Genomic DNA, 13,071 nt, shown 5'->3' on the forward strand with positions numbered 1-13,071 from the left:
GCGGACTCAAATTCGGTGATGCTGAATGAGATCCATCTCGGTCGGGGTCAGTAATCGCTCGAGGCGTTCCTCGAGCGCCCGATTCGCCTTGCGGCCGGACGTGCCGGGTGGTTTGGATTCGGCGGAATCCGCATCGGTTCCGGACTCGTCGGCAGGGAGGAGCGGGACGGTCTTGCTCTCCAGATGCAGAAGCGAACGCAGGTTCACGGCCGATCACCTCACGTTTCCCAGTCGGAAGCAGGTGGCTGTGTCTGTAACTTCGTTTATCTCATATTGTGCGCCAGTCATTACATTTCGGACATCAACACCCCAACAATGTGACCCAAGCGATCTGGTCGCCGGGAACGACCGCGGGGTCACATTTCATACGCCCAGGTCGGAGCGGGTGATCCACGCCACGGCCGCCCGGTGACCCAGGCCACGCGAACTAGGATGCCCGTAACCGACCGTCACGTCCCCGGAGGCAGCGTTGCCGAACACCCTCGAAGCCAGCATCGACATCGCGGCCGCGCCGGACCAGGTCTGGAGCGTCGTCTCCGACCTGCAGCGAATCCGCGAGTTCAGCCCCAACACCCTGCGCATGCAGCCGCTGGGCCGCACGGTCCGCACCGGCACCTGGACGGTGAACCTCAACAAGGCCGAGGGCTACGTGTACCCGAGCACGTCGCGGATCGTGCGCTTCGAGCCGAACCACGCGCTGGCGTTCCGGATGAACGAGAACGGCACCGTCTGGAGCTACACCCTCGAACCCACCGCGGCCGGCGGCACCAAGCTGATCCAGCGCCGCGACGTGCCCAAGGGCAAGCTGCCGGGCTGGCTGCAGTTCACCGTCGACAAGGTCTTCGGCGGCGAGGCGGCCTTCGAGGGCGGGCTGGTCGACGGTATGAACGAAACCCTCGGCCGGATCAAGGAACTTCTGGAGCGCTGAGCGTAGGTTCGGCCTATGCGACGACTCACAGCGATCTGCGCCGCGGCCGCCGGTGTCGCGATTCTGGCGACCGGATGCGGTAGCTCGGACTCGGGCGACCGCACCGTGACGGTCACCGGCACCGGCAAGGTCCAGGGCACCCCGGACGTGCTCAACGCCGACCTCGGCACCGAGGTCAGCGCGACCGACGTGTCCGCCGCGGTCGATCAGGCCAATGCCAAGGCGAAGGCCATCACCGACGCCATGGTCACCGCGGGCGCCAAGCGTGAGGACATCAAGACCAGCGACCTGTCCGTCCAGCCCTCCTACGGGCCGGAGGGACGCACCATCACCGGCTATCGCGCCACCAACACCATGCACGTGGCCGTGCGGGACCTGCCGAAGGCGTCGGGCATCCTGTCGGCCGCGGTGCAGGCGGGCGGCAACGACACCCGCATCAGCTCGGTCGCCTTCGGGCTCGAGGACAACACCAAGCTGCTGGCGGACGCCCGCGCCCGGGCCTTCGAGGACGCCAAGAGCCGCGCCCAGCAGTACGCGGACCTGTCGGGGCTGAAGCTGAAGAAGGTCAAGACCATCAGCGAGAACGGCAGCGGGCCCACTCCGACGCCGATGTACAAGGACGCCCTGCCCTCCGGGGCCGCGCCCACCATCAACCTCGAGCCAGGCCAGCAGACGGTCACGTTCACCGTGACCGCCGCCTGGGATATGGACTGACCGCTACTTCCAGTTCGGCAGCTGGACCACCTGGGCCGCGTAGGACAGGCCCGCGCCGAAGGCGATGAGCAGGGCGGTGCCGCCGGGTTTGGCGTCGCCCTTGCGCATCATGGCCTCCATGGCCAGCGGAATCGAGGCGGCGGAGGTGTTGCCGGCCTCCTCGATGTCATTGGCCAGGGCGCAGTCCTCGGGGAGCTTCAGCACCCGGGCCATGATCTCGATGATCCGGCCGTTGGCCTGGTGCGGAACCATGGCGTCCAGATCGGCCGGGGTCAGCCCGGCCGCTTCGATGGCATCGCGGCAGACCTTCTCCAAAGAGTGTGCGGCCCAGCGGAACACGGCCGTACCCTCCATCGCGAGATAGGGCCGGACGGCGTCGAGACCGTGTTCGTCGATCTCGGCGAAGAACTCCATCCAGTCCTTGTCCTGACGGATGGCGCGGTGCTGAGTGCCGTCCGAACCCCACACGGTGGGCCCGATCCCGGCTTCGTCGGACGGGCCGATCACCACAGCGCCCGCGCCGTCGGCGAACAGGAAAGCCGTGCCACGGTCCTTCGGGTTGACCGTGGTGGTGAGCTTCTCCACGCCGATGACCAGGGCATTGCGGGCGGTACCGCCCTTGACCAGATCCGAGGCCAACGCGACCGCGTGGCAGAAGCCCGCACACCCGGCCGAGACGTCGAAGGCGGCCACATTCTGCAGGCCGAGTTCGGTGGCGATCTGCGGAGCCGCGGCAGGCGTCAGCAAGAGCCAGGTAGAGGTCGCGACGATGACACAGTCGATCGTGGCGGGATCGACTTCCGCGGCGTCGATGGCGTCGCGGGCGGCCGCGGCGCTCATGCTGATGATCGTCTCCTCGGGGGAGGCGAAGCGCCGGGTACGGATGCCGGACCGGGTCCGGATCCATTCGTCGCTGGAATCTATCGGCCCCGCCACCTCGTCATTGGTGACGATTCGCTCCGGCCGGTACACGCCGAGCCCGAGCATTGCCGTGTGCTCTGCCCCGCTGATCGAGGCAATTCGAGCAGACATTGGTTCTCCCTTATGTACTGCGTACTGCGCGTCGAACGTGACCTTCATCGAGTTCCCCACCCCCGCGGCCGGAATGCCGCATACATGAGGCTCCCTCAGCTTAATCCGGACAGCTTCTCACGTATGTGCTTCCGCTCACAATTACGCATACGGTGACCAGTGCTTCACATACCGCTGGAAGATCGTTCACCGAGGCCTTGGGCAACCGAGAACGCGAGCGTCCGACGCGCTTCCCGTAGTGTGTGACGCGGTCTATGACCGCAACCATCCGCGCATGAAAGAGGAGCTCGTGGCCCGTCGCCCCACCCCGCCCGGCACCCCGGAAACGACCGGACTCGGTCACGTGGCCGACCTGGTCCGATCCTCCATTCCACCGCTGCACCCGGCCGGCCTGCCGTTCGTGGCGGCGCCGCTGGCGGTGGCCGCGCTGGGCTTCCGCCGGAAGTGGGTGCGGCGCACCGGACTGGCCGCCGCCGCGGCCTGTGCCACCTTCTTCCGGCACCCGCACCGGGTGCCGCCGAACCGCCCCGGCGTGGTGGTCGCGCCCGCCGACGGCGAGGTCGCCCTGGTCGACACCGCGGTGCCGCCGGCCGAGCTCGGCCTGGGTGACGCCCCGCTGCCGCGGGTGAGCATCTTCCTGTCGGTGCTGGACGTGCACGTGCAGCGGGTGCCAGTGAGCGGCCTGGTGGAGCAGATCGCCTACCAGAAGGGGCACTTCCTGTCGGCCGACCTGCCCGAGGCCAGCGACCGCAACGAGCGCAACAGCTTGGTCATCGAGACCGAGTCGGGGCAGCGGATCGTGGTCGTGCAGATCGCCGGTCTGCTGGCGCGCCGCATCGTGTGCGAGGCCAAGACCGGCGACAAGCTGAGCATCGGCGACACCTACGGCCTGATCCGGTTCGGATCGCGCGTCGACACCTACTTCCCGGCCGGGACCAAGCTGTTGGTCACCCCCGGGCAGCGCACCATCGGTGCGGAAACGGTACTGGCCGAACTGGATTCATGATGGAGCAACTCGCGCCCGCGCCGTCTGCGCGCCGCCGCAACCGCACCATCCGGCTGCTGCCCAGCATGGTCACCGTGCTCGGCCTGTGCTCGGGCCTGTCGGCGGTGAAGTTCGCCATCCAGGGGCAGCTGGGGTTCGCGCTGGCGCTGGTCGGCGCGGCCGCGGTGTTCGACATGCTGGACGGCCGAATCGCCCGCATGCTGGACGCCACCTCCAAGATGGGCGCGGAACTGGATTCGCTGTCGGACGCGATCGCGTTCGGCGTCACGCCCGCGCTGGTGCTGTACGTGACCTTCCTGCACGCCGACAGCATCGGCTGGGTGCTGGCCTTGATGTTCGCGGTCTGCATGGTGTTGCGCCTGGCCCGGTTCAACACCCTGATGGACGACGACAACCGGCCTGACTGGCAGCGGGAGTACTTCGTCGGGGTGCCCGCGCCCGCAGGCGCGTTGATCGTGCTGACGCCCATCGCGCTGTCGGAGCAGTTCGGCGACGGCTGGTGGGTGAGCTTCCCGATGGTGGCGGTGTGGACCGTGCTGACCGGTCTGCTGTGCGTGAGCACGCTGCCGACGCTGGCCGTCAAGTCGGTGTCGGTGGCCCCGAGGACCGCGCCGATCCTTCTGGTGCTGGTCGCGCTGGCGGCCGCGCTGCTGGTCACCTACCCGCTGATCCTGATGATGGCGCTGGTGGTGCTGTACCTGGGCCACATCCCGTTCGCGGTGCACTCCGCGCGCTGGGTGGCCGCCCGGCCGGAGACCTGGAACCACAAGCCCGCCGAGCGCCGCGCCCAGCGCAAGGCCCAGCGCCGCGAGCGGCCGCTGGCCGGACGGGTGCCTCGGGTGTCGACGGCGCGGCTGCGCCTGCGCCGTCCGGGCCAGCGCGGATGACCATCCCGCGCGGATAGTCACCGGCGGCCGGTTCCCCCGGGCAGAATTGACGGGTGCCGGAATTCACGCTGACCGCGCAACGCAACTCCTCGGGCGGCGACGCCCGCTGGGGGCTGGTGCGCCTGCACCCCGAAGTCCTGATGGCGCTGGCTCTGCATCCGGGGCAGGGAGTCACCCTGACCGGCGGGCGGCGCACCACGGCCGTGGTGGGGACATTCAAGCCGTCGCAGGGCTTCGGCACCGGCGTCGCCCTGCTCGACGAGGTGACGCTGTCGAACGCGAAGGTGCGCGACGGCGGTGACGTCACCATCGCCCCGGCCACCGAGACCGACGCCCGCCGCGTCTCGGTGACGGGTTCGTCGCTGGCCATGGCCGCGATTCCGGAGTCGACGCTGCGGCAGGCGCTGCTGGGGAAGATCGTCACCGTGGGCGACACCGTCACCCTGCTGCCGCGTGACCTGCTACCCAGCGACAATCCGGCCGCGGCCCGGAAGGCGTTGAAGGGCTTGGGGATCGCCTGGACCTCCGAGGTGCTGACGGTGGTGGCCACCGAGCCGTATCCGGGCCCGGTCACCATCCTGCCGAGCACGGCGGTGACGCTGGGCACGACCTTCGGCTCGACCGACGCGCCGCTCGGCTTGCTCGACGACGTCCCCCTCGACGGTTCGCCGCTCGTCGCCGCCGAGCGCCCGGTGACGACCGCCCCGACCTCGGCGGTGGCCGTCGCCGATCTGGCCGGGGTGCAGGCCCAGGCCGCGAAGCTGCGGGAGTGGCTGAATCTGGCGTTGGACGAGCCCGAGCTGCTGAAGGCGCTGGGCGCGAGTTCGCAGCTGGGCGTGCTGATCACGGGCCCGGCGGGCGTCGGTAAGGCGACGCTGGCGCGGGCGGTGGTGGGGTCGCGGCGGCTGGTGGAATTGGACGGCCCGGCGGTCGGCGCGACCGAGAGCGGCAAGCGTTTTCGCGATGTCGGCGACAAGATGCAGGAGATCGGTTCCGGCGCGGGCGGAGTCCTGCTGATCACCGATATCGACGCGCTGCTGCCGGCCGAGGCCGAGCCGGTGGCCACCATGATCCTGGACCAGCTGCGCCGGGTGATCGCGGTGCCCGCGGTGGCGGTGCTGGCGACCACCTCGAATCCACTGGGCCTGGACGCGCGGCTGCGCGGTCCCGACCTGTTCGACCGGCAGGTGTCGCTGCCGCTGCCGACCGCCGCGGTGCGGGCCGCGCTGCTCGAACAGTTGTTGCGCAAGGCCCCGACCGAGGACCTCGAGGTCGACGAGATCGCGCTGCGGACACCGGGATTCGTGGTGTCGGATCTGGCGGCGCTGGTCCGTGAGGCGGCGCTGCGGGCGGCGGCCCGGGCCAGCCGTGAACACCACGACAGCGGTCAGGACGTGGATCCGGTACTGCGGCAGGAGGATCTGGCCGGGGCGCTGGAGGTGATCCGCCCGCTGTCGCGGTCCGGGTCGGAGGAATTGTCCATCGGCAACCTGAGTCTCGACGATGTCGGCGACATGGCGGAGACCAAGCAGGCGTTGACCGAGGCGGTGCTGTGGCCGCTGAAGCATCCGGATTCGTTCGCCCGTCTGGGGATCGAGCCGCCGCGCGGGGTGCTGCTCTACGGGCCGCCGGGCTGCGGCAAGACCTTCCTGGTGCGGGCGCTGGCCGGGTCCGGGCAGTTGAGCGTGCACGCGGTGAAGGGCGCGGAGCTGATGGACAAGTGGGTCGGCTCCTCGGAACGGGCGGTGCGCGAGTTGTTCCAGCGCGCACGCGATTCCGCGCCGTCGCTGATCTTCCTCGACGAGGTGGACGCGCTGGCCCCGCAGCGCGGGCAGTCCTCGGATTCCGGGGTGTCGGATCGGGTGGTGGCGGCTCTGCTCACCGAGTTGGACGGGGTGGAGCCGCTGCGGGACGTGGTGGTGGTCGGCGCGACCAACCGCCCGGATCTGATCGATTCGGCGCTGACCCGGCCGGGCCGGCTGGAGCGGCTGGTGTTCGTGCCGCCGCCGGACGCCGACGCCCGGGCCGAGATCCTGCGGACCGCGGCCACGTCGGTGCCGCTGGCCAAGGACGTGAATCTGCGGCGGCTGGCCCGTGAGCTGGACGGCTACTCGGCGGCGGACTGTTCGGCCCTGTTGCGGGAGGCGGCGCTGGCCACCATGCGCCGCGATGTGGAGGCCGGGGAGGTGACCGCGGCGGATGTGGCGTCCGCGCGCAAGGCGGTGCGGCCGTCGCTGGATCCGGTGCAGGTGGAGTCGTTGCGCTTGTTCGCGGCGAAGCGGGAGATGTCGGGTCCGCCGGGCGACCCGTCGGGCTATGTCTGATCGAGTCGAGCCATGTCCGATTTGATGCGCCCGGTCTGATTCCTCCGCCTACGCCCGAATGTGGCCGTAAGTTCGCCGAAAATCTACAAAGTAAGCGAGTCGGACCGATCGACTCTCCGTGGGCCGGTACTTTTGCGCAGGTGAGGTCGTACAAGGTCGCTACCGAAACGATCACCGCGCTGGTCGCAGCACTGGTTGCTGGCCTCGCGCTGACCTTGCCCATCGACTTCGGCTGGACCTCGCAAAGTTCCGCCCTGCAACTGGATCTGCTCGCCTACAGCCTGCCCCGCGCCATCTCGGCGGGCGTGCTCATCGCCATGATCGTGGCAGTGCTGATCACCACCATGGGCAGCCCGTCGGTGGCCTGGTCGACCACGGTGGGCGGGCTGCTGGTGCTGGTCGCCAACCACACGCTGGGGCACGCGGGCGACCCGAATGCCTCGCTGTCGACGATGAACTTCATCGACTCGCTGTCGGGGGGCGTGATCCTGGGCGCGCTCGGGGCGGCGGTGCTGCATCACCGGCTGCCCTCTTTCGCCTGGACGCTGGGCATTCTGATCAGTCTGCTGCTGGGTTCGGTGAATCCGGTGCCGCGGGTGGGCGGCGGCAGCATCACCGACAACCTGAAGGACCACTGGCACGCCTCCGACATCCCGCCCATGTGGATGGTGGTGCTGGCCTTCGCACTGGCCGTGGTCTCGCTGCTGATCAATCGGAAAGGACCGGCCGCGCAACGGCTGTCGATCGAGCTGCCCCTGGCCCCGATCCTGGCGGGCACGCTGATGGTGCTGATCACCCTGTTCAGCGCGGAGTGGCTGGCCCGGCACGGCGGCAGCGTGGCGGGCATCGTGCTCGCCGTGGTGACCTCGGTCGGCACCGCCATGATCGCGTCCATGCTGCTGCCGGGGCGGGACGGGGAGATCGTGCTGATCGCGGTGGGCGTCGGCGCGGTGGGCGCGGCCACCATCGCGGCGGAGATGCCGGCCTGGTCGATTCCGCTGCTGGTGGCGGTGAGCGCGTTCGGCATGTGGGCGGGCAGTCAGGTGTCCGCGCCGATGCCGGCCCTCTGGCTGTCCATGCTGGTCGGGGTGTCGACGGCGTTCACCGCTGACACCGCCAAGGCGTGGCTGATCGTGGGCAGCGCGGCGCTGGTGTCCTGGCTGCTCGGTTTCGGCCTGCTGGCGGCCCGGCCGCGGTATGTGCCGAGCCGGGTGCTGGGGACCTCCATCTTGTTCGTGCCGTCGGCGGTGCTGGGCATGCGGGATTACGTGGCGCGCGGCGATTACGCGATGCTGTCGGGCAATTCGGGGATGTGCACGGTCAGCTCGGGTTCCACGGCGACACCCGGCTGGACCTCGGTGCTGGTGGCGGGCGGGTGTCTGGCGGGCATGTTCCTGCTGCGGCGGTTGCGGCCGCTGCCGGTGCCGTCCGCGGCGGCGGCCACCCCGCCCGAGGGGTCGTCGAACGGGGGCACCGCCGATTAGACCGGGGTACGGTCAGGCGCGGGCGGCGAGGTCCAGTTCCGCGGCCGGAGCGGTAGCGGGTTCGGCGAACCAGGTCCGGTAGAACGCCGTCACGTAGGCGGCGAACAGGCCGATCACGAGGGCGCCCGCCGGGACCGGGCGCTCGGCGAATTCGACCGACAGGTACCGGTAGGACAGCAGGAGTGCGGTGAACAGCGCGGCCCCCGCGCCGACCAGCTGGACGCGGGCGCGATCCCAGCCGCGTTCGGGTGCGCGCAGCGCCGATTCGATGGCCAGGCACAGCACCACGCCCGCCACCAGGTCCGCGCCGTAGTGGTACCCGAAGCCCAGCGTGGCCCCGATGGTGGCGAGCAACCAGAAGGTTCCGCCCCAGCGCAGCCAGGTCGGTGCGGGCGCGCCGGTCAGCGGGTCGCGGCGGGAGTGGACGAAGATCGACAGCGCCCACGCGGTGTGCAGCGACGGCATGCAGTTGCGCGGGGCGAATCGGTCGAAGGCGATCGAGCCGGGCGAGAGGTCCACCGGCGGCACCACATTCGGCCAGTAGTTGCCGAGGGAGAAGGCGTGCCCTTCCGTGCCGTAGGCGAAGATCGGTCCGACGACGGGGAAGATGACGTAGAAGAGCGGCCCGATCAGCCCGATCACCAGGAAGGTCCGCACCAGGTAGTGCCCCGGCCACACCCCGGTCTTCACCACGTTGCGCAGCTGCCAGATGGTCACGATCATCGCGCCGACGGGCAGTTCGATGTAAACCCAGTGCAGGACAGCGGAAGCCACCGGTCCCAGCCATTCCAGCAGTTGCCCGGCCATCCAGGAGGGATCGCCGAGGGCGTGGTCCACCAGCACGATGTGCTCGTCGAGGACGCGGGGTCCGGCGAGCACGGTGATGCCGAGCCAGACGTCGGCGACCTTGCTGGACAGCACCAGCAGGATGCCGAGCGCGGCGGCGTGCAGCGCGTTGGAGCGGTCCTTGCCCTGCCACCGCCAGAGGGCGAGCCCGAGGATGCCGAGCAGCACCAGCACCGGCCCGTTGCCCATGGCCAGCGGACCGCCGGAGAGGCTGCGAATCGTCTGGTAGGCGACGTCGATGCCGAGCGCCGTGCCGACGGCCACGAAGCGCCGCCGCCAGTCCAGTCCGATGAGCGCGAGCCCGAGTCCGGCCCACGGCACGGTGAAAGATTTGGCATTGCCGACGAAGTCGTCCCGGATGCTCTCCAGCGGACCGGTGAAGTGGTGCTGGGAGGCGACGATCTGCAGGGCGAGGAGCGCGAGCGCTCCGACGGTGAGCACGGCCGTCATCCGGGCGCGCGGCGACGGCATCCGCATCCCTGATCGGCGTGCTGCGCCGCCGGTCTGGGAACGCGGATCGTCGAGCAACATCCAGCCATAGTAAACGCCGTGTGAACGCCGACCCCATACCCAGTTGAACGCCGCATCCCACCCCGGATGAACAGCCGCCGGTCAGCGTGGTATCGCCGCTGGCCACGGCGTACGGCGGCCGCAGAATCGCGTAACTGAAATCACAGCAATGGAACTCGCGACGGTGAACCGTACCGCCCCGGCGTCACTGCTCGAGTTCGTGGACCAGCGAGTCGACCACCGACACCAGATCGCCCTGTGCGGCCGCGGCCACCCGGCGCTGTCGCTGATAGGACGCGCCGCGCTTGGGGATGTCGGCGACCATGGCGAGCTCGTTCTCGCAGCCGAGGCTCTTGGCGGTCGGCTCGAGCCGGTTGAGCAGGTCCATGAGGTCGTCGGTGACGAGCCGCTCATTGCTGTCGGCGTCGGTGATGATGATGGCGTCGAGCCCGTATCGCGCTGCGCGCCACTTGTTTTCCTGCACGTGCCAGGGCGGCAGGATGGCGGGCAGGGCTTCGCCGTTCTCCACCCGCCGGTCGAGATCGACCACGAGGGAGTGGATCAGGGCGACGATGGCGGCCAGTTCGACCTTGGTGGGGATGCCGTCGCAGATGCGCACCTCGATGGTGCCCCATTTGGGTGCGGGCCGGATGTCCCAGTGCATGCCGCCGATCTGTTCGATCACACCGGTTTTCATCTGGTCGTGCACGAAACCCTCGAACTGGCCCCAATTGTCGAATTGGAAGGGCAGTCCGGCGGTGGGTAGCTGCTGGAACATGAGCGCCCGGTTGCTGGCGTAGCCGGTGTCGACGCCCGCCCACATGGGTGAGGAGGCGGACAGTGCCAGCAGGTGCGGGTACGACGGCAGCATGGCGTTGAGGATCGGGAAGACCTTGTCCGGGTGCGAGATTCCCACGTGCACGTGCACGCCCCAGATCAGCATCTGGCGGCCCCACCACTGGGTGCGCTCGATGAGTTCGTCGTAATGCGCACTGCGTGTGAGCTGTTGGGTGGACCATTGCGCGAACGGGTGGGTGCCCGCGCAGAACAGGTCGACGCCGACCTGGTCGGCGGCGCGGCGCACGGCGTCCTGGGTGGCGCGCAGTTCGTCGACGACCTCGCTCACGGTGTCGTGCTTGCCGGAGACCAGTTCGACGGTGTTCTTCAGGAGTTCCTTGGTGATCTGCGGGGTGCCGTCCCAGGCGCGCAGATCACCGCAGGCTTCGAAAACGGCGGCGGCTGTATTGGACAGGTCACGCGTCGTCTTGTCGACGAGCGCGACCTCCCATTCCACGCCGAGCGTGGGCCGGGGCGATGAATTGAAGGGGACCTTCGAAATGCCTGCCCCGGCCATGCTCACCTCAAGGGGTTCAGGCGACGACGCCGCAGGCGACCCGTGCACCCGCGTCGCCGGTCGCGAGGGTGTCCGCATCCGGTGCGGGCGCGTACCGGGTGGGAATGTTGCCGAAGTTGTCGGCGCCGGCGTGGATGATCAGGGCCTTGCCCTTGATCTCCTCCAGGGTGACGGCGTCGGTGGTGGTGACCAGCTTGGCGGTGCCGTCCTTGAGCACCTGGAGCGAGTCCAGGTCGCCGCTGGCGGGGTGCGCGTTCTGCTCACCGACCTGCAGGTGGCCGCCGGCGGACAGGAAGTCGCCGGGCGCGCCGCCGGAGGGGGCGGTGGAGTTGGTCTCGCACTTGCCGAACTGGTGGATGTGCAGGCCGTGGAAGCCGGGCTTGAGGCCGTGGGCTTCGACGGTGATCTCGAGGTGGTTGCCCACCTTCACGACGGACGCGGTGCCGACGGTGCCACCGGAGGGGTCCTTCAGGGTGACGGCGGTGGACTCCCGGGGGGCGTTGGTGTCGCCCTCGGTGCCGTGGCCGGGCGCAGCGCCCGCGGGAGCGGGCGAGCTGGTGAACACCGGCGGGGTCGTCCCCTTGACGTCACTCGATTCCTGGCTGTTGGAGCAGGCGGTGAGCCCCAGGGCCGCGACCGCGAGCACCGGAGCAACAGTCCACCAGGACGGGCGACGAGTTGAGGACGAGGCCATCGGGGAACTCCTTTACGAGTCCGAGTTTATCGGGAAAGTAGGGTGGACATACTTCGTACCGGACAAGATGATGCCAGAGACATGCCTGTGTCCCGTGGAGGGGCCGCACGGTTTCTTTCGGGTGGCGGTCCGGCGGCCGACGGACAACGATTCAGTTGCCGGTGACGATGACGATGACACCGGTGGGCGAATCCGAGATTCCCGGGAAGCGGGGTTCGGCGGCGCAACCCAGTTCCGCGGCGATGGCCTTGGCCAGCGCCTGCTCCTTGGGCGAACTGCCGTAGTACACGGTGGTTTTCGGGATGACGCCACCGGGATAGTTGCCGACCTCGGTGATGTTGTAACCCTCACCGCTGAGCTGGTCGCCGGTCTTCTTGGCCAGTCCGGCGACGGTGCCGTTGTTGTAGACCCGGACCGGGAGGGATTTGTCGACGCCCGCGGCACCGGAGGTGGTCGCCGCGGCGGTCGTGGTGGGCGCGGCCGTGGTGGTCGTGGGCGCGATGGTGCTGGGCACTACCGACGGGGTGCCCGCCACGGTCGAATTCTGCTGCGCCGCAGTGGTGGTGGCGGCCTCGGAGGTCGATCCGGCGCTGCTGTCCGAGGAGTCCGAACTCGACAGGGACATCGCGCCGATCCCGGCGAACACGATGGCCAGCGCGATCAGGACCATCGCCAGGGCCCGCAGCGGCGGACCGCCGGTCGGCGAATTCGGGTTGCTCACGGCGTCGAGCCTAATGGGTGCAGGGCCGCCCGCGCGGGATCAAGCGCGGACGCGGGCCGGGTGGAGACCTGGCTCACGATCGCGGCGCGGCTCACACCTGGAAACCGAGACGGCGTGCGGCCCTGGTCTTCTGGCGGCTGGCGCGCAGCCGCCGCAGGCGCTTGACCAGCATCGGGTCCGCCGCCAGCGCTTCGGGCTTGTCGACGACCGCGTTCAGGACCTGGTAGTAGCGGGTTGCCGAGAGGTCGAACAGTTCGCGGATGGCTTCTTCCTTCGCACCGGCGTACTTCCACCACTTGCGCTCGAAGTCGAGAATCTCGAGCTCACGGCGGGAAAGCCCGTGCGCGCCATCCTCGTCGGAAGGACCGTCCTCGCTTGCGGGCATGTCGCGTGCCGCTGCGCTGTCCATAGTGCTCCCTCGCCGAGTGGTCACCAGACGAATATGGTGCTTGTGCGTCGGTGTCATTCAACCACGCGCCGCAGACAACGCGATGCGTACCGATCGGCGTGTTTTGTGACGTAGGCCCCGGCGTGTCGGCGTCTGATTTGCCCCTCCGCTTCGCTCCGGGGC

Annotated in this window: 13 protein-coding genes; 6 read left to right on the forward strand and 7 right to left on the reverse strand. The window is 69.2% G+C overall.

Annotated features, from left to right (window positions below):
* Nucleotides 1-6: 6 nt before the first annotated feature.
* Nucleotides 7-207: a hypothetical protein gene (locus ABZ412_RS25670; RefSeq protein ID WP_357284620.1), complete on the reverse strand. Its 201-nt coding sequence runs from the start codon at nucleotides 205-207 to the stop codon at nucleotides 7-9.
* A 262-nt stretch (nucleotides 208-469) separates the two neighbouring features.
* Here ABZ412_RS25670 and ABZ412_RS25675 point away from each other — a divergent pair, with 262 nt between their 5' ends.
* Nucleotides 470-928, forward strand: coding sequence for an SRPBCC family protein (locus ABZ412_RS25675; RefSeq protein WP_357284622.1), 459 nt, complete (start codon nucleotides 470-472; stop codon nucleotides 926-928).
* 15 nt (nucleotides 929-943) lie between these two features.
* Nucleotides 944-1,642, forward strand: coding sequence for an SIMPL domain-containing protein (locus ABZ412_RS25680; RefSeq protein ID WP_357284624.1), 699 nt, complete (start codon nucleotides 944-946; stop codon nucleotides 1,640-1,642).
* 3 nt (nucleotides 1,643-1,645) lie between these two features.
* Here ABZ412_RS25680 and ABZ412_RS25685 read toward each other — a convergent pair whose 3' ends face one another.
* On the reverse strand, nucleotides 1,646-2,674 hold the full coding sequence (locus ABZ412_RS25685) for a beta-ketoacyl-ACP synthase III (protein WP_357284627.1): 1,029 nt from the start codon (nucleotides 2,672-2,674) through the stop codon (nucleotides 1,646-1,648).
* A 289-nt stretch (nucleotides 2,675-2,963) separates the two neighbouring features.
* On the opposite strand from ABZ412_RS25685, the gene ABZ412_RS25690 reads away from it, so the two are divergent.
* The 4 genes from ABZ412_RS25690 (at nucleotide 2,964) to ABZ412_RS25705 (ending at nucleotide 8,375) form a co-directional block, all read left to right on the forward strand.
* Nucleotides 2,964-3,680, forward strand: a complete 717-nt coding sequence (locus ABZ412_RS25690; protein ID WP_357284977.1) for a phosphatidylserine decarboxylase — start codon at nucleotides 2,964-2,966, stop codon at nucleotides 3,678-3,680.
* Complete coding sequence (gene pssA, locus ABZ412_RS25695; protein WP_357284631.1) at nucleotides 3,677-4,567, forward strand: CDP-diacylglycerol--serine O-phosphatidyltransferase; 891 nt, start codon at nucleotides 3,677-3,679, stop codon at nucleotides 4,565-4,567. The genes ABZ412_RS25690 and pssA overlap by 4 nt, the downstream gene beginning before the upstream one ends.
* Nucleotides 4,568-4,620: 53 nt before the next feature.
* Nucleotides 4,621-6,891 carry an AAA family ATPase gene (locus ABZ412_RS25700; RefSeq protein WP_357284633.1) on the forward strand — a complete coding sequence of 757 codons (2,271 nt, stop codon included), beginning with the start codon at nucleotides 4,621-4,623 and terminating at the stop codon, nucleotides 6,889-6,891.
* Between the two features lie 140 nt (nucleotides 6,892-7,031).
* Nucleotides 7,032-8,375 carry a hypothetical protein gene (locus tag ABZ412_RS25705; RefSeq protein WP_357284636.1) on the forward strand — a complete coding sequence of 448 codons (1,344 nt, stop codon included), beginning with the start codon at nucleotides 7,032-7,034 and terminating at the stop codon, nucleotides 8,373-8,375.
* 12 nt (nucleotides 8,376-8,387) lie between these two features.
* On the opposite strand, the gene ABZ412_RS25710 is transcribed toward ABZ412_RS25705, so the two are convergent.
* From ABZ412_RS25710 to ABZ412_RS25730, 5 genes are all read right to left on the reverse strand, one after another.
* The gene (locus ABZ412_RS25710) at nucleotides 8,388-9,752 is read right to left on the reverse strand and encodes a DUF5933 domain-containing protein (protein ID WP_357284638.1); all 1,365 of its coding nucleotides are present in this window, start codon (nucleotides 9,750-9,752) and stop codon (nucleotides 8,388-8,390) included.
* Between the two features lie 184 nt (nucleotides 9,753-9,936).
* Nucleotides 9,937-11,085 (reverse strand): glutamate--cysteine ligase, encoded by a 1,149-nt coding sequence (locus ABZ412_RS25715; protein WP_357284641.1) that lies wholly within the window; start codon nucleotides 11,083-11,085, stop codon nucleotides 9,937-9,939.
* Between the two features lie 16 nt (nucleotides 11,086-11,101).
* Nucleotides 11,102-11,779 (reverse strand): superoxide dismutase family protein, encoded by a 678-nt coding sequence (locus ABZ412_RS25720; protein ID WP_357284644.1) that lies wholly within the window; start codon nucleotides 11,777-11,779, stop codon nucleotides 11,102-11,104.
* 151 nt (nucleotides 11,780-11,930) lie between these two features.
* Entirely contained in the window at nucleotides 11,931-12,500 is a 570-nt protein-coding gene (locus ABZ412_RS25725; protein ID WP_357284647.1) for a LytR C-terminal domain-containing protein, read from the reverse strand.
* Between the two features lie 91 nt (nucleotides 12,501-12,591).
* Nucleotides 12,592-12,885 (reverse strand): DUF3263 domain-containing protein, encoded by a 294-nt coding sequence (locus ABZ412_RS25730; RefSeq protein WP_357094676.1) that lies wholly within the window; start codon nucleotides 12,883-12,885, stop codon nucleotides 12,592-12,594.
* Nucleotides 12,886-13,071 lie beyond the last annotated feature (186 nt).

The organism is Nocardia sp. NPDC005746 (genome assembly GCF_040630785.1).
In the GTDB taxonomy this organism is placed as follows: Bacteria; Actinomycetota; Actinomycetes; order Mycobacteriales; family Mycobacteriaceae; genus Nocardia.